The sequence below is a fragment of the Sulfitobacter sp. EE-36 genome (genome assembly GCF_000152605.1).
GTDB lineage: Bacteria > Pseudomonadota > Alphaproteobacteria > Rhodobacterales > Rhodobacteraceae > Sulfitobacter > Sulfitobacter pontiacus.
This window is the reverse complement of record NZ_CH959310.1, coordinates 89,454-111,496: the sequence shown is the minus strand read 5'-3', so window position 1 is coordinate 111,496 and position 22,043 is coordinate 89,454. Positions and strand designations below refer to the sequence as shown.

The 22,043-nt window shown below is 61.5% G+C and carries 23 protein-coding genes and 1 tRNA gene; 14 read left to right on the top strand and 10 right to left on the bottom strand.

Annotated elements, in window-relative coordinates:
- Positions 1 to 40: 40 nt before the first annotated feature.
- Genes EE36_RS03040 through EE36_RS03030 form a run of 3 tightly spaced genes read left to right on the top strand, consistent with a single transcriptional unit; the run spans position 41 to position 2,879 of the window.
- Positions 41 to 628 (top strand): uracil-DNA glycosylase family protein, encoded by a 588-nt coding sequence (locus EE36_RS03040; protein WP_198005481.1) that lies wholly within the window; start codon positions 41 to 43, stop codon positions 626 to 628.
- Complete coding sequence (locus tag EE36_RS03035) at positions 621 to 1,406, top strand: SseB family protein (RefSeq protein WP_005849394.1); 786 nt, start codon at positions 621 to 623, stop codon at positions 1,404 to 1,406. Before EE36_RS03040 ends, EE36_RS03035 begins: the two co-directional genes overlap by 8 nt.
- 51 nt (positions 1,407 to 1,457) lie before the next feature.
- Positions 1,458 to 2,879 carry an FAD-binding oxidoreductase gene (locus EE36_RS03030; RefSeq protein ID WP_005849392.1) on the top strand — a complete coding sequence of 474 codons (1,422 nt, stop codon included), beginning with the start codon at positions 1,458 to 1,460 and terminating at the stop codon, positions 2,877 to 2,879.
- A 17-nt stretch (positions 2,880 to 2,896) separates the two neighbouring features.
- Here EE36_RS03030 and EE36_RS03025 read toward each other — a convergent pair whose 3' ends face one another.
- Positions 2,897 to 3,427: an adenine phosphoribosyltransferase gene (locus EE36_RS03025; RefSeq protein ID WP_005849390.1), complete on the bottom strand. Its 531-nt coding sequence runs from the start codon at positions 3,425 to 3,427 to the stop codon at positions 2,897 to 2,899.
- 215 nt (positions 3,428 to 3,642) lie between these two features.
- On the bottom strand, positions 3,643 to 4,515 hold the full coding sequence (locus tag EE36_RS03020; RefSeq protein WP_005849388.1) for an S-methyl-5'-thioadenosine phosphorylase: 873 nt from the start codon (positions 4,513 to 4,515) through the stop codon (positions 3,643 to 3,645).
- Between the two features lie 168 nt (positions 4,516 to 4,683).
- Here EE36_RS03020 and EE36_RS03015 point away from each other — a divergent pair, with 168 nt between their 5' ends.
- Positions 4,684 to 6,345, top strand: a complete 1,662-nt coding sequence (locus EE36_RS03015) for a SulP family inorganic anion transporter (RefSeq protein ID WP_005849385.1) — start codon at positions 4,684 to 4,686, stop codon at positions 6,343 to 6,345.
- A gap of 79 nt (positions 6,346 to 6,424) precedes the next feature.
- Here EE36_RS03015 and EE36_RS03010 read toward each other — a convergent pair whose 3' ends face one another.
- Positions 6,425 to 7,030 (bottom strand): flavin reductase family protein, encoded by a 606-nt coding sequence (locus EE36_RS03010; RefSeq protein ID WP_005849383.1) that lies wholly within the window; start codon positions 7,028 to 7,030, stop codon positions 6,425 to 6,427.
- A 37-nt stretch (positions 7,031 to 7,067) separates the two neighbouring features.
- Between EE36_RS03010 and EE36_RS03005 the strand changes: the two genes are divergently transcribed.
- Both EE36_RS03005 and EE36_RS03000 read left to right on the top strand, forming a co-directional pair.
- Positions 7,068 to 7,601 (top strand): GNAT family N-acetyltransferase, encoded by a 534-nt coding sequence (locus tag EE36_RS03005; RefSeq protein ID WP_050752207.1) that lies wholly within the window; start codon positions 7,068 to 7,070, stop codon positions 7,599 to 7,601.
- Positions 7,602 to 7,654: 53 nt separating this feature from the next.
- The gene (locus EE36_RS03000; RefSeq protein WP_005849379.1) at positions 7,655 to 8,419 is read left to right on the top strand and encodes an EcsC family protein; all 765 of its coding nucleotides are present in this window, start codon (positions 7,655 to 7,657) and stop codon (positions 8,417 to 8,419) included.
- On the opposite strand, the gene modC is transcribed toward EE36_RS03000, so the two are convergent.
- From modC to modA, 3 genes are read right to left on the bottom strand one after another with little or no spacing between them, the layout of a single operon-like run.
- Positions 8,416 to 9,504 carry a molybdenum ABC transporter ATP-binding protein gene (gene modC / locus EE36_RS02995; protein ID WP_005849377.1) on the bottom strand — a complete coding sequence of 363 codons (1,089 nt, stop codon included), beginning with the start codon at positions 9,502 to 9,504 and terminating at the stop codon, positions 8,416 to 8,418. The genes EE36_RS03000 and modC overlap by 4 nt on opposite strands.
- On the bottom strand, positions 9,501 to 10,190 hold the full coding sequence (gene modB, locus EE36_RS02990; RefSeq protein WP_005849375.1) for a molybdate ABC transporter permease subunit: 690 nt from the start codon (positions 10,188 to 10,190) through the stop codon (positions 9,501 to 9,503). Before modB ends, modC begins: the two co-directional genes overlap by 4 nt.
- The gene (gene modA / locus EE36_RS02985) at positions 10,187 to 10,915 is read right to left on the bottom strand and encodes a molybdate ABC transporter substrate-binding protein (RefSeq protein ID WP_005849373.1); all 729 of its coding nucleotides are present in this window, start codon (positions 10,913 to 10,915) and stop codon (positions 10,187 to 10,189) included. The genes modB and modA overlap by 4 nt, the downstream gene beginning before the upstream one ends.
- A gap of 108 nt (positions 10,916 to 11,023) precedes the next feature.
- Between modA and EE36_RS02980 the strand changes: the two genes are divergently transcribed.
- The 8 genes from EE36_RS02980 to EE36_RS02945 all read left to right on the top strand — a co-directional run bounded on the left by EE36_RS02980 (position 11,024) and on the right by EE36_RS02945 (position 19,226).
- Positions 11,024 to 11,482 carry an NUDIX hydrolase gene (locus tag EE36_RS02980; RefSeq protein ID WP_005849371.1) on the top strand — a complete coding sequence of 153 codons (459 nt, stop codon included), beginning with the start codon at positions 11,024 to 11,026 and terminating at the stop codon, positions 11,480 to 11,482.
- Positions 11,483 to 11,554: 72 nt separating this feature from the next.
- Complete coding sequence (locus EE36_RS02975) at positions 11,555 to 12,013, top strand: DUF1178 family protein (protein WP_254655537.1); 459 nt, start codon at positions 11,555 to 11,557, stop codon at positions 12,011 to 12,013.
- 161 nt (positions 12,014 to 12,174) lie between these two features.
- Positions 12,175 to 13,413 (top strand): aspartate kinase, encoded by a 1,239-nt coding sequence (locus tag EE36_RS02970; protein WP_005849367.1) that lies wholly within the window; start codon positions 12,175 to 12,177, stop codon positions 13,411 to 13,413.
- 161 nt (positions 13,414 to 13,574) lie between these two features.
- Positions 13,575 to 15,836, top strand: coding sequence for a phosphoenolpyruvate--protein phosphotransferase (gene ptsP, locus EE36_RS02965; protein ID WP_005849365.1), 2,262 nt, complete (start codon positions 13,575 to 13,577; stop codon positions 15,834 to 15,836).
- A 257-nt stretch (positions 15,837 to 16,093) separates the two neighbouring features.
- Complete coding sequence (locus EE36_RS02960) at positions 16,094 to 17,254, top strand: iron-containing alcohol dehydrogenase (RefSeq protein WP_005849363.1); 1,161 nt, start codon at positions 16,094 to 16,096, stop codon at positions 17,252 to 17,254.
- On the top strand, positions 17,254 to 17,697 hold the full coding sequence (locus tag EE36_RS02955; RefSeq protein ID WP_005849361.1) for a thioesterase family protein: 444 nt from the start codon (positions 17,254 to 17,256) through the stop codon (positions 17,695 to 17,697). The genes EE36_RS02960 and EE36_RS02955 overlap by 1 nt, the downstream gene beginning before the upstream one ends.
- 157 nt (positions 17,698 to 17,854) lie before the next feature.
- Positions 17,855 to 19,015 (top strand): glutamate 5-kinase, encoded by a 1,161-nt coding sequence (proB, locus tag EE36_RS02950; RefSeq protein WP_005849359.1) that lies wholly within the window; start codon positions 17,855 to 17,857, stop codon positions 19,013 to 19,015.
- A 137-nt stretch (positions 19,016 to 19,152) separates the two neighbouring features.
- Positions 19,153 to 19,226 (top strand) — tRNA-Cys (locus EE36_RS02945).
- 74 nt (positions 19,227 to 19,300) lie between these two features.
- On the opposite strand, the gene EE36_RS02940 is transcribed toward EE36_RS02945, so the two are convergent.
- The 4 genes from EE36_RS02940 to EE36_RS02925 all read right to left on the bottom strand — a co-directional run bounded on the left by EE36_RS02940 (position 19,301) and on the right by EE36_RS02925 (position 21,589).
- Entirely contained in the window at positions 19,301 to 20,236 is a 936-nt protein-coding gene (locus EE36_RS02940) for a tyrosine-type recombinase/integrase (RefSeq protein ID WP_254655536.1), read from the bottom strand.
- 106 nt (positions 20,237 to 20,342) lie between these two features.
- Positions 20,343 to 20,576: a hypothetical protein gene (locus EE36_RS02935; RefSeq protein ID WP_005849355.1), complete on the bottom strand. Its 234-nt coding sequence runs from the start codon at positions 20,574 to 20,576 to the stop codon at positions 20,343 to 20,345.
- Positions 20,577 to 20,578: 2 nt separating this feature from the next.
- Positions 20,579 to 21,196 carry a hypothetical protein gene (locus EE36_RS02930; RefSeq protein WP_039911464.1) on the bottom strand — a complete coding sequence of 206 codons (618 nt, stop codon included), beginning with the start codon at positions 21,194 to 21,196 and terminating at the stop codon, positions 20,579 to 20,581.
- Positions 21,197 to 21,253: 57 nt separating this feature from the next.
- Positions 21,254 to 21,589 carry a hypothetical protein gene (locus EE36_RS02925; protein ID WP_156785522.1) on the bottom strand — a complete coding sequence of 112 codons (336 nt, stop codon included), beginning with the start codon at positions 21,587 to 21,589 and terminating at the stop codon, positions 21,254 to 21,256.
- Positions 21,590 to 22,043 lie beyond the last annotated feature (454 nt).

Below are 22,043 nucleotides of genomic sequence, written 5' to 3'. Positions count from 1 at the left end.
CCCCTTTGAAACCGGCGCGCCACCGCTTAGGTCTACCCCCATGACCGACATCCGCCCCGAGCTCAGCCAATGCACCCTCTGCGCCGACCGCTTTGCGGCTACGGCGACGGGGCACCGGCCCAATCCGGTGGTCTGGTTCCAACCGGGCGCGCGGCTGCTGATCGCCTCGCAGGCACCGGGGTTGAAAGTGCATGAGGCAAACACCCCCTTCTGGGATGCCTCGGGCAAACGGCTGCGCGACTGGCTGGGCGTGGACGAGACGACCTTTTATGACCGCAACCGCGTGGCGATCATCCCCATGGCCTTTTGCTTTCCGGGCTATGACGCCAAGGGCAGCGATCTGCCGCCGCCGCCGATCTGTGCGAAAACATGGCGGGCCCGGGCGCTGGATACCGTGCCTGATGTCCGGCTGACCGTGTTGATCGGGGCCTATGCCATGCGCTATCACCTGCCCGGGTTCACCACAGTCACCCGCGCCGTCGCCGATTGGCAAAACCACCCGAAGGGCGTCTTTGCCTTGCCTCATCCCTCGTGGCGCAATACCGGTTGGCTCAAGAAAAATCCGTGGTTCGAGGAGGACGTGCTTCCCCGGCTCCGCGCTGCTGTAAGGAATGTACTGGATGACTGAAGCGACGCCCCTGGACATCGCCCATGCCGCCATGATGGCCGATGAAAGCGATGACGCTGCTCGCCTGCGGTTCTATGAACGCATGGCCGATGTGGAGCTTTTCCTGCTGCTCGAAGCCGAACCGGACGCCGATCAGGTCAGCCCTGTCCTGCTTGAAGACGCCTATGTGCTGGTCTTTGACCGGATCGAACGGCTTGCGGCCTATGTCGGGCAGCCCGCGCCCTATGTGGCGCTGTCGGGGCGCGCGATTGCGGGGATGCTGGATGGCCAACCGCTTGGCATGGCGGTGAACCTGGATGTCGCCCCTTCGGCGATCCTGCTGCCCGACAGCGCCGTGGCTTGGCTGCGCGATACACTCGCCCATGAAGCCGGAGAGGTCGAGGCGCGCATCGACCGTGTTCTGCCGCCCAAGGGCCTGCCCGAAACGCTGATTGCCGCAATTGATGCCAAGCTGGCGACCGCCACAGGCATGGCGGCAGGGGCGTGGCTGGTCGGGGTTGAATATACCGGCGGCGGGCGCGGGCATCTGCTGGGCTTTGTCGGGGCCATCCCGCGCGCGCAAGACGCGCTGGTTCGTGCCGCTTCCGAGGCGCTGACATTCTCGGGTATCGATGCGGGGGCGATGGATGTGGGCTTCTTCGCGCCCTCTGATCCGACGGTTGAAAAACTGTCGAAAGTCGGGCTGCGTTTTGATCTGCCCCAGATGGACCCGCTGGAAAAAACCCCGCGGATGGAGGCCCCCGGCTCTGACCCGTCAAAGCCGCCGATCCTGCACTAGCGAAGACCAAAGCCGCTTGCATCCCGCCCCGCTTGGCGCGATCAATAGGCCATGACATTGAACCCCGCCGATCCCGCATTCGAGGCCGCGCTGCGTGCCGATCTGTCGCCCGACGTCTTCCGCGCGGTCGAACCCCGCTATCTGGAAGAACCCCGCGGGCTGTATGCCGGAAAATCGGCCGTGCTGGCCCTGCCACGCACGGTCGAAGAGGTCGCGATACTGATCCGCCATGCCAATGCAGCACGGGTCGGCGTGATCCCCTATGGCGGAGGTACCGGACTTGTGGGCGGCCAAGTGGCAGACTCTGGCCCCGCCCCGCTGATCCTGTCGCTGGAACGCATGAACAAACTTCGCGCAGTCTACCCTGATGAAAACGTGCTGGTGGCCGAAGCAGGGATGATCCTGTCTGACGTGCAAGACGCCGCCGAGGCGGCGGATCGCTTGTTTCCCCTGACCCTCGCGGCTCAGGGCTCTGCCCGCATTGGGGGTAATCTGGCGACAAATGCGGGTGGCACCGGCGTGCTGCGCTACGGCAACGCCCGCGATCTCTGTCTGGGGCTAGAGGCCGTGCTGCCCGATGGCCAGATCTGGAACGGCCTGACACGGCTGCGCAAAAACAACACCGGCTATGATCTGCGTCACCTGCTGGTTGGCGCCGAGGGCACGCTTGGCGTCATCACCGCCGCTGCGCTCAAACTCTTCCCGCGGCCCGCCAAGACGGGGACCGCGCTGCTGGTCGTGAACTCTCCGGCGGCGGCGCTGAAGCTGCTGTCGCTCGCGCGCAGTCAGTTGGGCGAGATGATCAGCGCGTTCGAGATCATGAACGGCGTCGGGCTGGATTTTCTCACCGAAAAGATGCCCGAACTCCGCCAGCCCTTCGACACCCCGCCAGAATGGAGCGTGCTCATCGAATTGGGCCTCAGCGGTGATCTGGAACCGATGGCGGCGCTCGAGACACTGTTTGCCGCCGCCTTCGAGGCGGAGCTGGTGACAGACGGGCTTATCGCGCAAAGTCAGCAGCAGTCCGAAGATTTCTGGGCCGTCCGCGAGATGATGCCCCACGCCAACCGCCAGATCGGGTCGATCTCCAGCCACGATATCTCGGTCCCCTTGGGCGCGCTGCCCGAATTTATCATCCGCGCGGGGGAAAAGATCGGCGCGCTGGGCGATTTCAGGATCAATTGTTTCGGCCATGTGGGCGACGGCAACCTGCACTACAATGTTTTCCCGGTGCAGGGCCGAAGCCGCGAGGATCATCTGGAGGATCGCTTGCCCATCAAGACGGCGATCCATGATCTGGTGCACGAACTCGGCGGCTCTGTCAGTGCGGAGCACGGGATCGGGCGGCTCAAGGTCAAAGACCTCGAACGTTATAGCGATCCTGCGAAGCTCTCTGCGTTGCGCGCGATCAAGGCGGCGCTGGACCCGAACGGGATCATGAACCCCGGCGCGATGTTCCCCGCGCCGGAATAAAGTCTCGGCAATGCGGTTTACGCGCCTTCAAAGGCACAGAGCGCGTTGACCTCCATCCCCATCGCTTCCAGCCGCTTGCGCCCGCCAAGTTCCGGCAGGTCGATGATAAAGGCGCAGGACACGATCTCGCCGCCCAAACGCTGGATCAGCTTGATCCCCGCCTCGGCGGTGCCACCGGTGGCCAGTAGATCGTCGACAACCAACACCTTCTCACCGGGTTTGATCGCGTCGTCGTGCAGCTCCACAATCGCCTCGCCGTATTCCAGCTTGTAATCCTGAGAGATGGTGCGTCCGGGCAGCTTGCCCTTCTTGCGAATAGGTACAAAGCCGACGGACAGCTGATGCGCGATCGCGCCACCCAGAATAAAGCCGCGCGCCTCAAGCCCGACGACCTTGTCGATGTCGATGCCGGCATAGGGGTGCAGCATCTGGTCGATGGCCATACGGAACCCGCGCGGGTCGGCGAAAAGCGTGGTCACATCGCGAAACATGATCCCTTCGTGGGGGAAATCGACAATGGTACGGATGTAATCTTGAACCTGTTTCATGCAGTGCTCCGGTCGTTGGGCTTTGGTCGGTCGCCACACCAGCGCAACAACCGCGCCACAGCGTTAAGCGACCCGCCCCCCGTCAGCAAGCATCTTCAACAGCGCGGCCCCGCGGGACATCACGTCAAAACCGCAAGGCCCCGCTTCATTTTGCCAAATAAACTCACCTGCCACAGCCCCTGCAAAGGGCGCTGCGTCAGCGTTTGCAGCGCGCCCTAAAGCACCCGACCTGCGACGGCATCCAGCTTGGCCACCAGTGCCGCGTCGCGCATTTCTGGCTGGGTCATGATCGCATATTCCAACGCGCGGTCGCAGCCATGCGGGCAGGGGACGCGGTCGGCTCCTAGCAGTTTGGGCAGGCGCGCGACCAGTTGACGGCCCTTGTCGGCATTGCCCATCAAGGTCTCGATGATCTTGGTCACATCGACCTCGCCGTGGTCCGGATGCCAGCTGTCGTAATCCGTGATCATCGCGACCGAGGCATAGCAAAGCTCTGCCTCGCGGGCCAATTTCGCTTCGGGCATATTGGTCATGCCGATCACATCCGCGCCCCAGCTTTCGCGGTACATCTTGGATTCCGCCAATGTGCTGAACTGCGGCCCCTCCATCGCAAGGTAGGTGCCGCCGCGGTGCACGTTGATGCCCGCGTCGCGCGCAGCGGTTTCGCAGGCGTCGCCCAAACGCGGGCAGGTAGGGTGCGCCACGCTGACATGGGCCACGCAGCCGGTGCCGAAGAAAGATTTCTCCCGCGCGATGGTGCGGTCGATGAACTGGTCCACGATCACGAAATCCCCCGGTGCCATTTCATCGCGGAACGACCCGCAGGCCGAGACGCTGATCACATCCGTGCAGCCGAGCCGTTTCAGCGCATCAATATTGGCGCGGTAGGGAACGGTAGAGGGCGCATGCACATGTCCGCGCCCGTGGCGCGGCAGAAAGGCCATCTCTACCCCGTCCAGCGTGCCGGTCAGGATCGCATCGGATGGCGGGCCCCAAGGGCTTTCCACGGTAAGCCATTCGGCCCCCTCCAGCCCGTTGATGTCATAGATGCCGGAGCCGCCGATCACGGCAATTTTCGTCTGAGTCATGAAGTCGCCCTTGGATTGAGTTGCGGGCAGAGTATCAAGCTTGGCCCGTAGGGAAAGCCTCAAATCCGGCCCGCGCCGTCGCGTGCCTTCCATTTTGTTCACGTTTCAGCTAGGAGGCCGCAAAGACCTTTCCGACTTATTGATGCGATTTGACCCGAAGGATGCCCGATGGCGCGTACCACGTTCCGTAGTTTTACCAAAAATCTTGATGTGACCGACCTAAGATGGATGCCCGGAGAGGGGTTCTCTCCGTCGCGGCTGCGCATCGAATTGCTGTCGGGGCTGACCGTCGCCCTGGCCCTTGTGCCCGAAGCGGTTGCCTTTGCCTTTGTCGCGGGGGTCCACCCGTTGGTGGGTCTCTATGCGGCCTTCCTCGTGGGGTTGATCACCGCGTTGATCGGCGGGCGTCCGGGGATGATCTCGGGGGCGACAGGGGCTTTGGCGGTTGTGATGGTCGCATTGGTTGCGCAGCACGGGGTTGAATATCTGTTCGCCACGGTCGTGCTCATGGGGCTGATCCAGATTTTCGCGGGTGTCATGCAATGGGGCAAGTTCATGCGGCTGGTGCCGCACCCTGTTATGCTAGGGTTTGTGAACGGTCTGGCCATCGTGATCTTCCTTGCCCAGATGGGCCAGTTCAAAGTGCCGGGCACGATGGTTGATACAGGTCACGGCATGTCGGGTGGCGAATGGCTTTCGGGTGGGCCGCTTTACCTGATGCTGGCGCTGGTAGCCGCGACGATGGCGATCATCTGGGTCATGCCGCGCATCACCAAGCTGATCCCCGCACCGCTGGCAGGCATCGGCATCATCGCCATTCTGGTGATCGCGACGGGCATGGATGTGCCACGGGTCGGCGATCTGGCCTCGATCGAGGGCGGCTTTCCGACCTTCCACATGCCGTTTGGCGAAGGTGTCGGCCTGTACGGCACCGCCTTGGCACCCTTCACGCTCGAGACGCTGTATATCATCCTGCCCTACGCGGTGATCCTTGCGGCCATCGGCCTGATTGAATCGCTGCTGACGTTGAACCTTGTCAGCGACCTGACCAACACCCGCGGCGGGGCCAGCCAGGAATGTATCGCGCAGGGCGTGGCCAATACGGTGACCGGCTTCTTCGGCGGTATGGGCGGCTGCGCCATGATCGGTCAGTCCATGATCAACGTGAAATCCGGCGGGCGCACGCGGGTTGCGGGGATTGCGGCTGCGGTCTTTTTGCTGCTGTTCATTCTGGTCGGCGCACCGCTGATCGAACAGATCCCGCTGGCAGCGCTGGTCGGGGTGATGTTCATGGTCGTGATCGGCACCTTCGCGTGGAACTCCTTTGGGATCCTGCGCAAAGTGCCCCTGACCGATGCCTTCGTGATCCTGCTGGTCACCGTCGTCACCGTCTACGAAGACCTTGCGGTCGCGGTGGTCGTCGGTGTGATCGTGTCGGCGCTGGCCTATGCGTGGAACAATGCGCGTCGCATCCACGCCAAGACATACACCACACCCGAAGGGGCCAAGGTCTATCAGATTCAGGGGCCGCTGTTCTTTGGATCGTCCGAAGGTTTCGCCGAGCTCTTTAACGTCAAGGCCGACCCCAGCGAGGTGATCGTCGATTTCGAGGACAGCCGCGTTGTGGACCAATCCGCCCTGCAAGCGATCGAGACGATTGCCGCGAAATACGAAGGCGCGGGCAAGCGCATCCAGCTGCGCCACCTCAGCCGCGATTGTCACCGTTTGCTGAAGAAGGCCGGGCATCTGATGATCGATAGCGACGATGATCCCGATTACGAGATCGCGGCGAACTATCAGGTCCGTACCGGCATTCTTGGCGGTCACTAAACCGCCCGACCGACTGACACGAAAAAGCCCCCGATGCAGTCCGCATCGGGGGCTTTTTGCTTTTCGGGATGGGGCGGGATCAATCGTCGGGGCGGATGATCTCGAACACGTCGGTCACGCGGGCGTAATCACGGTAGCCCAAGCGGGACAGCGGTTGGTAGGTCGTCACGTCGAACCGCCCGTCCTTGATGCAATCGTCGCGCATATGGACGCCGACGACCTCGCCGAAGACGACAAAGTTGTTCTCTCCCTCGATCTTGACCATCTGGGTCATGCGGCATTCCAGGCTGGCAGGGGCGGTCGCCACACGGGCGCAGTTGATCTGGTCGCAGCTCGCCTTTTCGATGCCAGCGTGGCCGAATTCATCCGCGCCATGGGGCAGCGTCGCAGAGGAGGCGTTCATCGCGTCGCGCATCGCGTATTCGACAATGTTCACGCAGAAGACGCCGGTCTCGCGGATGTTGGCCATGCTGTCCTTGGTCCCGTCCACATCGGCCTTGGTCCCGGTAGAGGCAAACATCACCTGCGGCGGCGTATAGGCGACCCCGTTGAAAAACGAATAGGGGGCCAGATTGTCGTTCCCGTCTGCATCGCGGGTGGAGATCCATCCGATCGGGCGTGGGGTGACAATCGCGTTGAACGGGTTATGGGGCAGGGGGTGGCCGTCTTGCGGGCGGTAGAACATCAAACTCTCCTCATGGTTTGCACCTATGGCTAGCGCCATGATAAAGGCAGCGCCACAGGAAAACCGTCCAGAGGGCCACGCCTTGTATCATATTACCCCCGAGACGGCTGCCGATCACTGGGAAGTCGAAGCGTTGTACGACACCTGCTTTGCGCCGGGACGCGAGGCGTTGTCGTCCTATCGCCTGCGCGACGGGGTGCCGCCGGTGGCGGGGCTGAACCATGTGGCACGTGACGCGGGTGGTATCCTTGCCGGGGCCATACGCTATTGGCCGATCTGTATCGGTGCCCATTCCGCGCTGTTGTTGGGGCCCGTTGCCGTGCACCCGACGCGGCAGGGCGAAGGATTGGGTGCCTTGCTGATCGAGGGCAGTCTGGCGCAAGCGGCCCCGCTGGGGTGGTCGCGCGTGATGCTGGTGGGGGATGCGCCTTACTATAACCGCTTCGGCTTTACCTTGCTGACCGATGTGGTGATGCCGCCGCCAACGAACCCTGAACGGGTGTTGGGCCGCGCGCTGGTCGATGGCGCATGGGACGGCATCGCGGGCGATGTCACCGCTTGGCCACATTGAAAGCGGCGGCGGGATGGCCCACATTCTAGCCAAACAGGCGGAGGCCCCAACCCATGCAGATTGAAAGCAACCTACCCAGCACCATTGACGTAGAGGCACGTCTGGACCAGATCGCCAAGCGCTACAAAAGCGCGGGCGGCGTGGGTATCAATGTGTTGAACGTCATCGGCGGCAGCGCCGAGGGGTTGATCGACAAGCTTCCCTCGCCCGTGCGCCGCAATCTTGAAAGCGCCACGGTCAAGGCATTGGGCCAGGCGATGAAGGCGGCGACGTCGACGCGGTCGATGGTGCCGGACCAGAAAAGCTGGCTGAACCAGGCGGTCAGCGCGGCGATGGGGGCGGCGGGCGGCGCAGGTGGCCTGCCTACGGCACTGGCAGAACTGCCGGTGACGACGACCTTGCTGCTCCGCGTTATTCAGGGGGTGGCGGTGGAACACGGCTTTGATGCCCATGCCGAGAATGTGCAGTTCGATTGCGTGCAGGTGTTCAGCGCCGCGGGGCCCTTGTCCGAGGATGACGGCGCCGATCTGGCGTTCCTATCGGCGCGGGTCGCGTTAAGCGGGCGCGCCATGCAGGCGGTGATTGCCAAAGTGGCCCCGCGTCTGGCGCTGGTCTTGGGGCAGAAACTGGCCGCGCAGGCGGTGCCGGTGCTGGGGGCTGTGGCCGGTGCGGCGACCAACTATGCCTATACCAGCTATTACGAAGATATGGCCCATGTGCATTTCGGCCTGCGCAAGCTGGCGATTGATGCGGATGTCCCCCACGAAGAACTGGTCGAACGGCTGCGCGCCAAGGTCGGGCTGCGCAAGATCGCCTAGCGCCCGATACTGCCCGGCGCGACCGTGGTGGCCTTGAGGATCGCATAGCAGGTCATGCCCGGTGTCAGGCCAAGCTCGGCGACAGCGCGGGCCGTCACACGGCTGAGCAACCGGTCACGCCCCGCACGCAGGGCAATGGCCGCGCCCGGACCGTCGCCGGGGTGAACCGCCTCGACCGTGACGGGCAGCACGTTGACCGAGCTCAGCCCCTCGGGGCGGGTCAGGGACAGGATCACGTCTTGGGCCAGCACCCGCAGACGCACGCGGGCGCCGGCATCGGCGTGCACGCCGGGCAGCTCAAGCTCTCCGGCGCTGATCCGCAGGGTCGTGATCCCGTCATTCCCATGCTCAAGGACATCCGCCTCGATCACGGCACCCGCCTCGCGGACACCAAGCAGGGGCACGGCGGCGGGATCGGCCATGACATCGAACAGCGGGCCCTGCGCCTGAACCTTTCCGTTCTGGATCAGTACCAGCGTATCGGCCAGCCGCGCGATCTCGTCCACCGCGTGGCTGACATACAGGATCGGCAGCCCCAGCGGCCCGTCGCGCAGCCGTTCGAGAAAGGGCAAAATCTCTTGCTTGCGGGGCCCGTCCAGACTGGCGAGCGGTTCATCCATCAGCAACATGCGCGGGTGGCTCAGCAAGGCACGCCCCAAGGCGACGCGCTGCTTTTGGCCGCCTGATAGCGTGGCAGGCGCGCGGTCGAGCAATGTCTCTAGCCCAAGCAGTGCCACCACGTCGCGTTGTGACGGGCCGCTGCTGCCCCGCGGCGCATAGCGGGCACCGAACATCAGGTTTTGCGCCACGCTGAGATGCGGGAACAGTCGCGCATCCTGAAACACGGTGCCAAGGCGGCGCTTGTGCGGGGGGACATAGATGCCGCCTTCGGTGTCCAGCAGCACCTCGTCCTCGATCACGACGCGCCCGCGGTCGGGGTGGAGCAAGCCACCAACAGCGTTGATTACGGTAGATTTTCCGGCCCCCGACCGGCCAAACAGCGCGGTGATTCCGGGCCCGGCCTCAAGCGCGAGGTCCAGCGCGAAGCCGTCAAAGCGGTGCGACAGGGACAGGGAAAGCGTCATGCGCCTGCGATCCTTTTGGCAACGCGGCGGGCGAGCAGCTCGGACAGAAGCACGGCGCTGACCGCGATGGCCGAAGACATAAGCACCATCGCCACCGCCTGACCCTCGCCACCGGGTATCTGCAAGGCGGCCCAGATGGCGCTTGGCAGGGTTTGCGTCTGGCCGGGGATATTGGCGACAAAGGTGATCGTGGCACCAAATTCGCCCATAGCTTTGGCAAAGCCCATCACGGTCCCCGCCAGCACACCGGGCAAAATGAGGGGTAGGGTGACACGGGCGAAAACCGCCGCGCGGGGGGCACCGAGCGTGGCAGCGGCGTCTTCAAGCTTGGGGTCCACCGCCTCTATCGCGAGGCGCATGGCGCGGACCATCAAGGGGAACCCCATGATAATCGCCGCCAGCACCGCGCCGGACCAGTGGAACGCCAGTTGCAATCCGATGGCGTCCAGTGCGCGGCCCAAGGGCGCGTTCCGCCCGAATGCCATCAGTAGCAGATACCCCGTGACCACAGGCGGCAAAACCAGCGGCAGATGCACGGCGGCATTCAGCAGCGCCTTGCCCCAGAAATCCCGCCGCGCCAGCAGCCACGCCACCCAAAGCGCCAGCGGAATTGCCAGCAGCGTCGCCCAAACTGCAACCCAAAGCGACAGACGCAGCGCGTCCCAGGCGGCGGCGTCTGCGGTCATTCGGGCAGCGGCTTGAAACCGTGGCGGGCAAAGACCGCGCGGGCGTCGTCGGACTGCAGATGCGCCATGAAGGCCGCGCCGCTGTCAGTAAGCGCGGCGGCGGGGTAGGTGATCGGGCTGTGTGTCTCCTGCGGGATATCGTAAAGGATGCGGACCTGTGGTTCGGTCAAAGCATCGGTGCGGTAAACCACGCCCAAAGGCGTCTCCGCCCGCGCGACCAAAGCCAGTGCGCTGCGCACGTTATCCGTCTCTGCCAGATGCGGGGCGATCGCCTCCCATTGTCCGGTCGTCTCAAGCCATTCGCGTGCATAGATACCGGCGGGCACGGCGTCCCGTTGACCCATCGCTAACCGCGCATCGCCAAGAGCACCCGCCAGATCGGCGGGGTCCGGGGCGACATCGCTGTCTGCGGGGGCGATCACCACAAGCGAATTGCCCAGCAGATCAACCACCGCGTCAGCCTTGACCGCGCCGCGATCCCGCAGCCATGTCATCCAGACCGGTGCCGCCAGCAAGACCACATCGGCAGGGGCACCCGCATCGATCTGCCGTGCCATCGTGCCGGACCCGCCAAAAGACAGCGCCACATCGCCGTCATAGCCGCGCGCGACCTCGTCCAGGGCACCGCGCAGGCTGGCGGCCGCAAAGACCGTCACTGAAGGCTGCTCTGCCTGCGTGAGGGTGGGCAGCAGCGCTGCAAAAATGAGCGGCAAAAAACGTTTCATTCCCGCAGTATCCGCCATGCCGTAAGGGCGTGCAAGGGCGACTGGTCTTGTCATCACGGCACGGGTAGGCTTTTGTTGCCGTACCACCCCGGAGACAGAATGCCCCGCATGAAACAGTTGCCCATATCACTGCAAGGTGCCCGCAAGGGAGAGGTGCGAACACAGTTCGCCGCGCTGTGTTACCGTGTGCGCCAAGGCAAGGTGCAGGTGCTGTTGATCACGTCTCGGGGGGCGAAACGCTGGATTGTGCCGAAAGGCTGGCCGATGGATGCCAAAACCCCCGGTGCCGCCGCCGCGCGCGAGGCATGGGAAGAAGCGGGCGTGCGCGGGCGGGTCACGGGTGGCTGCCTTGGCGTCTATTCCTACACAAAGGAAATGGACGACGGAGAGATGCTGCCGGTGGTGGCCATGCTCTATCCCGTAGAGGTCAAGATCACCGCCGATAAATACCCCGAAGCCGGCCAGCGCCGGCGCAAGTGGATGTCGCGCAAGAAGGCCGCCAAAATGGTGTCAGAGCCCGAGCTGGCGCGCATGATCCGGGACTTCGATCCGCGCGGGCGGAGTTGAGCCGCTTGACGGGACCGGCTTGCGCCCCCATTTTTAACATATCTTAACGACGAGAGGATGCCTGCGGGCGCGATGATCAAGTTTTCGCTGAAATGTGATCAGGACCACCAGTTTGAAAGCTGGTTCAAATCTGCCGCCGCCTTTGATGCGCTGGCGCAGGCGGGGCATCTGACCTGCGCGCTGTGTGGGTCGACCAAGGTGACCAAGGGCATGATGGCCCCCCGTGTCACAACCGGCGAGCGCCGCGAGAACCGCGGTGAGGGTGGTCAAAAGCTGGACGCCGCAGTACCGGTGCTATCGAAACCTCAAAGCGCGTTGGAAGAGGCCCTGAAGGCGCTGCGCAAAGAGGTCGAAACCTCCTCGGAATATGTGGGCGATGATTTCGTGCGTGAAGCCCGTGCCATCCACATCGGGGATGCGCCCGACCGCTCGATCTATGGCGAGGCGCGTCTGGACGAAGCCGTCGCCCTGATCGAAGAGGGTATCCCGCTGACCCCGCTGCCGTTTCGGGCCAAACGCACCACGTCATAGACGGCGGATCGCAGGCGACCCTGGGCGGGCGGATACCCCGCCGCGTCACCTTGCAACTTGCGGTTCACACATAATTTCCCTGCGTTACGACAGCGGCCTGCGGGCTTGCTAAGGGCGACGCTTGCGCGTACACCGCGCCGGAGTTTTGCAACGGGGGACATATGCCTGTTCTGGTGATGAAGTTTGGTGGCACGTCGGTGGCCACCTTGGACCGTATCCGCCGCGCGGCCAAACGCGTGGGCGTTGAAGTGGCCAAGGGCTATGACGTGATCGTCATCGTTTCCGCCATGTCGGGAAAGACGAACGAGCTGGTCGGCTGGGTGAACGAAACCTCTCCGCTATATGACGCGCGCGAATATGACGCTGTCGTCTCCTCGGGCGAGAATGTCACCGCGGGTCTGATGGCGCTGACCTTGCAGGAAATGGACGTCCCGGCGCGCAGTTGGCAAGGCTGGCAAGTGCCGGTCAAGACGACCTCCGCGCATTCCTCGGCCCGGATCGAGGAAATTCCGCCTGCAAACATCATGGCGAAATTCGGCGAAGGCATGCGCGTCGCGGTTGTCGCGGGCTTTCAGGGCGTTTCCCCCGAGGGCCGGATCACCACGCTGGGGCGTGGCGGGTCGGATACCACCGCCGTCGCCTTTGCCGCTGCCTTTGATGCAGAGCGTTGCGATATCTACACTGATGTGGACGGGGTCTACACCACCGACCCGCGGGTCAGCGCCAAGGCGCGCAAGCTCGACAAGATCGCCTTTGAAGAGATGCTGGAACTGGCGTCGCTGGGGGCCAAGGTCCTGCAAACCCGGTCGGTCGAACTGGCCATGCGGTACAAGGTCAAGCTGCGCGTGCTGAGCAGTTTTGAGGAACAATCAGACGAGGCTGGAACGCTGGTCTGCGCCGAGGAGGAAATTATGGAAAGCAATGTAGTATCCGGTATCGCGTTCTCGCGTGACGAAGCAAAGATGACGCTGGTATCGGTCGCGGATCGCCCCGGCATTGCCGCCGCGATCTTCACCGCGCTCAGCGATGGTGGCGTGAACGTCGATATGATCGTTCAGAACATCTCGGAAGAGGGGCGCACCGATATGACGTGGTCTTGCCCCGTCGATCAGATTAAACGCGCGGAAGTCGCGATTGATGCCGCGAAAAAATCGGGCGAGCTGAATTTCGACGATCTGATCGCGGACACAGATGTGGCGAAAGTGTCGGTCGTGGGGATCGGCATGCGCAGCCACACCGGCGTTGCGGCGAAGATGTTTCAGGTGTTGTCGAACGAGGGCGTGAACATCAAGGTTATCACCACCTCCGAGATCAAAATCTCTGTTTTGATCGACCGCAAATACATGGAGCTGGCCGTTCAGGCGCTGCATGACGCGTTCGAGCTGGACAAACGCGCCTAATTCCCGGGCACCCCATCTGCGAAGATCACAGCGTTTTCCCGCAACAGGGGAAAACGCATCTTCCGGCCTCGGGGAGCAGATGATAGATGTCAATGATATCAGGCGTTTCAATTTTGGGACGCCTGTGATCTAAGCTGGCATCGCCGGGGGGAAATGATCACATGGCTGATGGGATAGAGACAGAAAGCCGCAAGCTGTTGGGTCGCTTACGCGATGCCATGGCCAGTGATGATGCAGGGCAGGCGCGGTTGGACAAGATCACGCATCTGATCGCGTCCTCTATGGGCTGCGAGGTCTGCTCTATCTACCTGTTCCGCGATGAAGACACGCTAGAGCTTTGCGCGACCGAAGGGCTGAAGGCCGATGCGGTCCACGAGACGCGCATGAAGATGGGCGAGGGGCTGGTCGGCCGCGTCGCCAAACGCAAACGCATTATCAACACGCCAAATGCCCCGCAGGCCCCCGGTTTCCGCTTTATGCCGGAAACGGGCGAAGAACTGTATTCAAGCTTTCTGGGTATACCGGTCCAGCGCTTGGGCGAGATGCTGGGCGTTCTGGTGGTGCAATCCAAAGCCGCGCGGGAATTCTCGGCTGACGAGGTCTACGCGCTGGAAGTGGTCGCCATGGTACTGGCCGAAATGACCGAGCTGGGGGCTTTTGTCGGTGAGGGTGCCGCGATGTCGGCGCGACACAGTCAGGCGGTTCTGATCCGCGGCACCGTGGCGCAAGAGGGCGTGGCCGAAGGCCACGTCTGGCTGCACGAGCCGCGTGTTGTCGTGTCAAAGCTTGTGGCCGATGACCCTGCAAGTGAAACCGCACGCCTGAACGAGGCGGTCGATGATTTGCGCGTCAGCGTGGATCAGATGATGGCGATGGCGGGGGGGGACAAGGACCAGCAACAGGTGCTTGAAGCCTATCGGATGTTCGCCAACTCCAAAGGCTGGTTGCGCCGGATGGAGGAAGACATCGGCCGTGGCCTGTCTGCCGAAGCGGCTGTCGAGAAAGAGCAATCTCTGGCGCGCGCCCGTATGGGGCAGGCCGCCGACGCCTATCTGCGCGAACGTCTGTCCGATCTCGATGACCTCAGCAATCGCTTGCTGCGCATCCTGACAGGGCAGGGGTCGAACACGGGGGCCGAGATGCCCACCGACCCTATTCTGGTGGCGCGCAACATCGGACCGGCTGAGCTGTTGGAGTACGGCCGTTCCCTGCGCGGTATCGTGCTGGAGGGCGGGTCAGTTGGCAGCCATGCCGCTATTGTCGCACGGGCGCTGGCGATCCCGCTGATCGTCCATGCCAGCCGCGTGACCAATGATGCGCTGAACGGCGACCGGATCATGGTGGACGGCGAACAGGGCGTGGTGCATCTGCGTCCCGAGGAAACCGTTGCCTCTGCCTTCCGCGACAAAATCGCGATGCAGGCCGAGGCGCAGGAACGCTATGCGTCGATCCGCGACAAACCGGCGATCACCAAATGCGGCACGCGGGTCGGGCTGCATATGAATGCGGGTCTCATGGCGGATCTCCCCTCGCTTGACGGGTCAGGTGCCGAAGGGGTGGGGCTGTTCCGCACGGAGCTTCAGTTCCTTGTGCGCAGCCAGATGCCGAAACGGTCGGAGCTGTCCGCGCTTTATAGCCGTGTGTTGGATGCCGCGTCGGGTAAACGTGTGGTGTTCCGGACGTTGGATATCGGGTCGGACAAGGTGCTGCCCTATATGAAGCCCAACGACGAACCGAACCCCGCTTTGGGCTGGCGTGCGATCCGTGTCGGGCTGGACAAACCGGGCATGATGCGGATGCAGTTGCAGGCGTTGATCCGTGCGGCGAACGGGCGCCCCCTGTCTGTGATGTTCCCCTTTGTCGCGCAGTTCGAAGAATACCGCGCTGCCCGTGCCGAGATGGACAAGACGCTCGCCCGCGAGGCGCGCTTGGGCCATGTGCTGCCGTCACAAATCGAAGTGGGCGCGATGCTGGAGACCCCGTCGCTGGCCTTTGCCCCGACGAAGTTTTTCGAAGAGGTCGAATTCCTGTCGATCGGGGGCAACGACCTGAAACAGTTCTTCTTTGCCGCCGACCGCGAGAACGAGCTGGTGCGCCGCCGCTATGACACGTTGAACGTCAGTTTCCTGACCTTCCTAGAGAATATCGTGGACCGTTGCCGCGAAACCGGTACGCCACTGTCATTCTGTGGCGAGGATGCGGGCCGCCCCATAGAGGCGCTGTGCTTTGCAGCCATCGGGATCACAACGCTGTCCATGCGTCCCGCGTCCATCGGGCCGGTCAAAAGCATGTTGCACCGCTCTGATCTGGGGGAAATCCGCGAGGTGATCCACGCCGCACGTGATCGTGGGGATCAATCGGTACGTCCCGCGGTGATGGAGTATCTGCGCAGCCAGACCAACGAAGTCCGCCGCTTGCCCTGAAGGGCCTGACGGCTTGTCTGATGTGTCAAACGCGCCCGATTTATCCACGCGGGCGCTGGATGCCGCGTTGAAAAAGCCAATCGCGCAGGGCGGTTATGCACAATTGTTGCGTGGCGGGCCAAGCTCTTACCTCAGTTTCGCAGAGCGAAAAAAGAAACCGAAATAACGGCTATGCGCGTGCAGGATAATTCCCTTTAATGCCCCAAAGTCGCAGCGCGGAGGAACGCTGCAGCCAGCTATGGGAGAGGCGCGCGCATATGAACCCTTTTGTATTCAACACCACAAAATCCGTCGTATTCGAAAACGGGGCCGCCGCGCGTATCGCCGCGCTGGCAGGCGGGTTGCTGGGCAAGACGTGCCTGTTGATCACCGACCCCGGTTTGCGCAAACTGGGCCTGTGCGACCCTTGCATCGATGCGCTTGAGAAAGCCGGTCATCAGGTCACCGTCTTCGATGATGTAGAGGCCGACCCCTCGCGCGAGACATTGATGCGCGCGGTAGAGGCAGGGCGCAGCGCAGGGGCGACCGGCGTCATCGGCTTTGGCGGCGGGTCATCGCAGGACGTGGCCAAGCTTGTGGCGCTTTTGCTTGGCTCTGACGAGGATCTGGACGCCGCTTGGGGGGTAGGGCAGGCCAAGGGGCCGCGCCTGCCGCTGGTGTTGGTTCCCACCACCGCTGGCACCGGGTCAGAAGTCACGCCTGTGTCGATCATCACCGTCGGGGCAGAGGAAAAGCGCGGCGTATCCTCGCCCGTGATCCTGCCTGACATGGCCATTCTGGACGCCTCCCTGACCGTCGGTCTGCCCGCGTCGATCACCGCGGCCACAGGCGTTGACGCGATGGTGCACGCGATCGAATCCTATGCCTCGGTCAATGCCAACAACAACCCTGTGTCCAAGCTACTTGCCCGCGAGGCGCTGCGCCTGCTGGGGGCCAATATCGAAACCGTCGTCGCGGATGGCAGCAACCTGGAGGCCCGCGGCGCGATGTTGCTGGGGTCGATGCTGGCGGGGCAAGCCTTTGCCAATGCCCCCGTCGCGGCGGTACACGCGCTGGCCTACCCCATCGGTGGCACCTTCCATATCCCGCACGGGCTGTCCAACGCGCTGGTGCTGCCCCACGTGCTGCGCTTCAACGCGCCCCAAGCCAGCAGTGTCTATGCCGAGATCGCTGCCGATGCCTTCCCCGAACTGGCAGAGGTCGAAGGCGGTCAGGCCCGCACCGCCGCCTTCGTTGATGCGCTGACGGATCTGTCCAAGCGGATTGGGCTGCCGCCGCGCCTGCGTGATGTCGATATCCCCCGGTCCGCGATCCCCAAGATGGCCGAAGACGCGATGGTGCAGGCCCGTCTGCTTGTGAACAACCCGCGCGAGGTGACACAGGCCGATGCTCAGGCGATCTACGAGGCGGCTTGGTAATGGCCGCCCGCGCACCCGCTGCCACCCGTGCCGATTTCGCGGATTTCTATCCATTGCAGACGCGATGGAACGACAATGACACCTATGGGCATATGAACAACGTCGTGCACTATGCGCTGTTTGACACGGCCGTAAACGGCTGGCTGATCGAACGGGGGCTGCTGGACCCGCAGACCAGCCCCGCCTTCGGGCTCGTCGTGGAAACCGGTTGCCGCTATTTCGGAGAGATGGCCTTCCCCGACCGCGTGACAGCGGGGCTGCGGGTGGCGCAGCTTGGCAAAAGCTCCGTCCGGATGGAGCTCGGCCTGTTCCGGAACGACGAGGAAAACGCCTCTGCCGAAGGGTTCTTTGTGCATGTCTATGTAAACCGCGACGACCACCGCCCGACAGAGATTCCCACCGCGACCCGTACCGCGCTAGAAGGGCTGAAAACCACGGCCTGAGCGTGGCGTAATCCCGCGCGCCCTAGCTTGGCGGTTGCAAATGCTTGGTGTCCACATGTTATACATCCCCGAATCACAGCGTTTTTCTGCGTTGCGGCATTCTGTGTCGCGCGGGATGACGCGTTGAAATTTAACAATAAACCGGAGAAATCTCCCCGTGTCCAAGAAGAAACGTATCGTCGTTAAAATCGGATCCAGCCTGTTGGCCAATGAAGAAAAGCTGACATTGCGCTATGCTTTCATGAACGGTCTCATGGCGGATTTGGGGGACCTTCAGGACCAGGGATACGAGATCATCCTGACCTCGTCAGGCTCGGTCGCGCTTGGCCTGAACATGATCGGGAAACGCCCCGAAGAGGCCGGTATTCTGGACAAGCAAGCGGCGGCCGCCTGTGGTCAGCCCCTGCTGATGAACGCCTACCGTCAGGTTGCGAATGAATACAATTTTGACGTGGCGCAAATGCTGGTGACCGTCGAAGACATGGAAGAGCGTCGCCGCTTTCTGAACATCAAGAACACCATGCTGCGGCTATTTGAAAACCAGATCCTGCCCATCATCAATGAAAACGACTCCATCGCCACTCGCGACCTGAAAGTGGGCGACAATGACCGTCTTTCCGCTAAGGTGGCCCAGATGGTCGAGGCCGATCACCTGATCATCCTGACCAGCGTCGAAGGCCTGTATGACCGTGACCCTTCCGAACCCGGTGCCCAGTTCATCGAGGAAATCGAAGATGTGTCCGAACACCTCGAATCCACCAAAAGCATCAGCGAATTGGGCAGCGGCGGCATGCTGACCAAGATGCTGGCGGCCAATATGGCACAGAACGCCGGGGTCGAGACGATCATCGCCGACGGTATCATCGAACGCCCGATTTCCTCGGTACTGAACAACGAACGCCGCCACACCCGTTGTCTGGCGTCGGCCAAGGCCGCGTCGCCGCTGATGATCTGGCTAAGCAACCGTTTGCAGGTTGCCGGAACGCTGGTCGTCACGGACGAGGCTGTCCGCGCGATCACCGCCAAGGAGCGCGGCTTGCAGCGTGATGATCTGGTATCGATTCAGGGCGAATTCTCTAAAGGTGATGTGCTGCACGTCTATGACGAGCAGGGGAACGAGTTCGCCCGCGGGCTGACCAACTTCTCGTCCGAAGAGACGATCCTGATGGCGCGTAACCCCGAGATGGAGATCGAAGACGTCATCGGCTACAAAACCAAAAGCGCGGTTGTGGGGGCGGAAAACATCCTGATCCTCGAAGATCACCACCTGCAGCTCGACGCGCCCGAGGAAGACGACAAGCCCGTCATTTCCCTGTAATTGTCCATTTCACGGCGGGAGATATTTTTCCCGCCGTTTTGCTTTAAACTGGGCTAGACATTTCCCGAGAAAATCGGGATAAGCGCCAAACGCATAGGGGCCAGCGGCCCATGTGCCAGCCGCGTCATCGCGGCCGAGGCGAGTTGGCGGAGTGGTTACGCAGCGGATTGCAAATCCGTGTACAGGAGTTCGATTCTCCTACTCGCCTCCATTTGTTTTCAATGGCTTGCGTGTCTTTGGTCATTGCGCGGGGTGCTCCGTTTACAGGTGCGTTTACAGTTTTGTTCATGAATTGCCCCCTTTTGCCTTTGCTAGCTTGATCAAAACGGCGTCGGTTTCGTCAGGCGAAACTCGGGCGTAGTTCTCGATTACATTTGCCGCGTAGCGCACGGACCAGCCCATGTGGTTAGCGATTTCCGCAAGAGATAGATCCGAGTTCAAAAGCCGCGTTGCAGCTGTCCCGCGCGCATCGTAAAGGCGCAGGTCATCAGAAAGCTTGGCTTTGTCGCGCCACTGGCGGACGCCCTCAGACGCGCGGTGCGGTGTCAGGGCGTTGCCATTGGCATTCGTGAGGATCAACAACTGGCCAGACGGCGTCGTGTCGATCACCTTGGCCATTGTGGGTGTAATTGGAATGTGGGCCAGCCGCTTACGCTTGTTGGTCCTGACGCGCAGGCGACGGCCAAGCGGGGTGAGTTCAACATGGGCTGACGTCAGCTTGATCAGATCCGCAGGGCGTAGGCCAGTTTCACATGCTGCACAGAGAATGCGGCGAACCCATTCAGGTGCAATAGCATCAAAGGCCTCACGATCACCTTGCGTCCAGACAATTTCAGAGCGATCGACTTCATAAAGGCGGTGCAGCTTATGGCAATGATGTTCGGTCAGCTTGCCTTCGGCCACGCCCCAATTGAGAATACGCACGGCATGAACGCCTGCCATATCATGCTGTTTTGGCGAGTGCTTCCAAAGAGCGCGCCAAGCATTCATTTCACCACGCGACCCGCGTTCTTCGAAGATGACCGCAGGCGCATCCTTGAAATGGTCGGCAAACCGCAGTGCCCATTTGCGAATGTCAGCCTGGGATCGATCGCCCTTCGGCATCGCCGTGCTGGATAGAAATCCATCAACCATTTGGTGGGTCATATAGTCGGCAGGTTGCGGACGCGCAGTCGCTTCTGCGTAGGCATGGAAGAATGCGCGTTCGGTTGGATACTGCACAGTATCCGTCCAGAATTTCGGGCCACCACGCCAAGCGTAGAAGTGGAAGCGCACCGAACCGTCAGCAAGCTTGCGGCGAACGGGATGCACCTTGTCAGGGAAACCCCTAGGGCGCACGGTTAGACCTCCACTTTTCAAGAGGGGTCTGGTCAGATTGCGCGGCGTCCTGGCCGGACCCGGCGGTGATTACAAAGCGTTTGCCATCAGTTGTTTCGACGACAATGGACACCTGATCATATCCCGCAGCCTTTGCAGCCTCGAAAGCGGGTCTCAGATCGGATTTTCTTACCGCAGCCGGGCGACGTTCGGACGGGTTTTGCAGGTTCAAATTGGGCTTCATGGTCAATCCACATCCCAGCCGATAATCTCGAAACCAATTTGATGGAGTTCTTCAAGAGGAAACTCTGCAGAGCGATTTACCTTGGTATTGGATATGCGCTGCATAGCTTCCCAATTATCAAGGACCGCCTTGTCCTTGGGATTGTCATTCGACCCCGAAAACTCTTTCTTCACGGCCTGCCACTGTTCGCGCTGATAATAGTCCTGCCAACCATCCGCCAGAACAAGGAATGCATCGCCATTTTCAGACAGACGAATCAAACCTCCAATAATCTGATCATATCGAAAGCGATTCGACAGACAGTCCAGAAGTGTTTCTTCAAGCGTTTTGTCTCGGTCAAGACCTGTATGGGACGCATCATCGTGCGTTCCGTCCCGACAGTCTGGCTTGAGAGATCCGAAGTACTTTACATCGCGCACCGCCTTTCCAGGCGATGGGGAGGCCACAACAGCGATAACGACGCGCACCGCATCAATTGGCTGGATATCCGGTGCGTTGACGCCTCGGGCACCCGTTGTGAAAAGTCCGGCCTCGCGCAAGTTGCGAACGATCATCTTGATCGTCTTTTCCTCGACACCAAGGCTTTCTGACATGAGTGTGATGAATTGAGCTTGTTTCATGCTTAGTGGGTACCGCTCTTTTAGAAGGGCCGTCAAGCCTAAAAGTTTTTAAATCAGTTAGGCAGTGGCCTGCCGATACCGCGAAGCCCTGATATAACCGTCATAAGTCGCAGCCTGATAGTTTATGTGACGCCAAGCATCTTCGAGAAAAGGCGTTTCTAAATCTAAGGCCTCGCGGATTCGGTTGGCCGCATAAAGCTTGGCAGCAACCACGCTTGAGATTTCCCATGGCTTCCAATCTTCCAACTCCCGAATCACTTCAAGGATTGCTTTGCTGTCCGCTTCTTGAGCGGACGACGGCAACGCTAAAGAAGCGCCCGCGACCGGCAATGCGGTCAAAAGGATGCGACGTGACATGGTGGGGTTGTTCGCGCAAACGCGTTCTTTGGTCATTGTCAGGGTCTCCTGATTGATGTATTGTTCTAATAAGAACATACCGTACTGTTCCATTTAGAACAAGAGCCAATGATAACTTCAAACCAAATTCGAGCTGCCCGCGCACTAATCGGCTTGTCGCAAACCGCAGTAGCGGAGGCCGCAGAAGTATCCACAATGACGCTAAAGAGAGCAGAAGGCTCCGGAAGGCCTGCCGCATCGGCCGACGCAATCAAAGCGATCCGTTCTGCACTTGAGCATTTCGGAGTCGAATTTATCGCGGAGAATGGTGGTGGGGCGGGGGTTCGGCTGAAAAAAGGTGACCAGACATGAAGTTGCCAGGAAGCTCGGCTTGGAACGAACGCAAGCTGCGAATAGCATTAGAGAAGACCCAAAGAGTCGACAGCGGAGATTATTTAGAGGAAGAGATCGCTTTTGATAAATGGGCAGTCGCGCGATCAAATAGGGTTCT

What these genes read in the sequence shown, in the direction of transcription:
- EE36_RS02975 (WP_254655537.1), top strand. Translation starts at nt 11,555, where the DNA reads ATGATCAAGTTTTCGCTGAAATGTGATCAGGACCACCAGTTTGAAAGC.
- modA (WP_005849373.1), bottom strand. Translation starts at nt 10,915, where the DNA reads ATGAAACGTTTTTTGCCGCTCATTTTTGCAGCGCTGCTGCCCACCCTC.
- EE36_RS02960 (WP_005849363.1), top strand. Translation starts at nt 16,094, where the DNA reads ATGAACCCTTTTGTATTCAACACCACAAAATCCGTCGTATTCGAAAAC.
- EE36_RS03000 (WP_005849379.1), top strand. Translation starts at nt 7,655, where the DNA reads ATGCAGATTGAAAGCAACCTACCCAGCACCATTGACGTAGAGGCACGT.
- modC (WP_005849377.1), bottom strand. Translation starts at nt 9,504, where the DNA reads ATGACGCTTTCCCTGTCCCTGTCGCACCGCTTTGACGGCTTCGCGCTG.
- EE36_RS03020 (WP_005849388.1), bottom strand. Translation starts at nt 4,515, where the DNA reads ATGACTCAGACGAAAATTGCCGTGATCGGCGGCTCCGGCATCTATGAC.
- EE36_RS03030 (WP_005849392.1), top strand. Translation starts at nt 1,458, where the DNA reads ATGACATTGAACCCCGCCGATCCCGCATTCGAGGCCGCGCTGCGTGCC.
- EE36_RS03040 (WP_198005481.1), top strand. Translation starts at nt 41, where the DNA reads ATGACCGACATCCGCCCCGAGCTCAGCCAATGCACCCTCTGCGCCGAC.
- EE36_RS02930 (WP_039911464.1), bottom strand. Translation starts at nt 21,196, where the DNA reads ATGAAACAAGCTCAATTCATCACACTCATGTCAGAAAGCCTTGGTGTC.
- modB (WP_005849375.1), bottom strand. Translation starts at nt 10,190, where the DNA reads ATGACCGCAGACGCCGCCGCCTGGGACGCGCTGCGTCTGTCGCTTTGG.
- EE36_RS02970 (WP_005849367.1), top strand. Translation starts at nt 12,175, where the DNA reads ATGCCTGTTCTGGTGATGAAGTTTGGTGGCACGTCGGTGGCCACCTTG.
- EE36_RS02980 (WP_005849371.1), top strand. Translation starts at nt 11,024, where the DNA reads ATGAAACAGTTGCCCATATCACTGCAAGGTGCCCGCAAGGGAGAGGTG.
- EE36_RS03015 (WP_005849385.1), top strand. Translation starts at nt 4,684, where the DNA reads ATGGCGCGTACCACGTTCCGTAGTTTTACCAAAAATCTTGATGTGACC.
- EE36_RS02935 (WP_005849355.1), bottom strand. Translation starts at nt 20,576, where the DNA reads ATGAAGCCCAATTTGAACCTGCAAAACCCGTCCGAACGTCGCCCGGCT.
- ptsP (WP_005849365.1), top strand. Translation starts at nt 13,575, where the DNA reads ATGGCTGATGGGATAGAGACAGAAAGCCGCAAGCTGTTGGGTCGCTTA.
- EE36_RS03025 (WP_005849390.1), bottom strand. Translation starts at nt 3,427, where the DNA reads ATGAAACAGGTTCAAGATTACATCCGTACCATTGTCGATTTCCCCCAC.
- EE36_RS03010 (WP_005849383.1), bottom strand. Translation starts at nt 7,030, where the DNA reads ATGTTCTACCGCCCGCAAGACGGCCACCCCCTGCCCCATAACCCGTTC.
- EE36_RS03005 (WP_050752207.1), top strand. Translation starts at nt 7,068, where the DNA reads ATGATAAAGGCAGCGCCACAGGAAAACCGTCCAGAGGGCCACGCCTTG.
- EE36_RS03035 (WP_005849394.1), top strand. Translation starts at nt 621, where the DNA reads ATGACTGAAGCGACGCCCCTGGACATCGCCCATGCCGCCATGATGGCC.
- EE36_RS02955 (WP_005849361.1), top strand. Translation starts at nt 17,254, where the DNA reads ATGGCCGCCCGCGCACCCGCTGCCACCCGTGCCGATTTCGCGGATTTC.
- EE36_RS02925 (WP_156785522.1), bottom strand. Translation starts at nt 21,589, where the DNA reads ATGACCAAAGAACGCGTTTGCGCGAACAACCCCACCATGTCACGTCGC.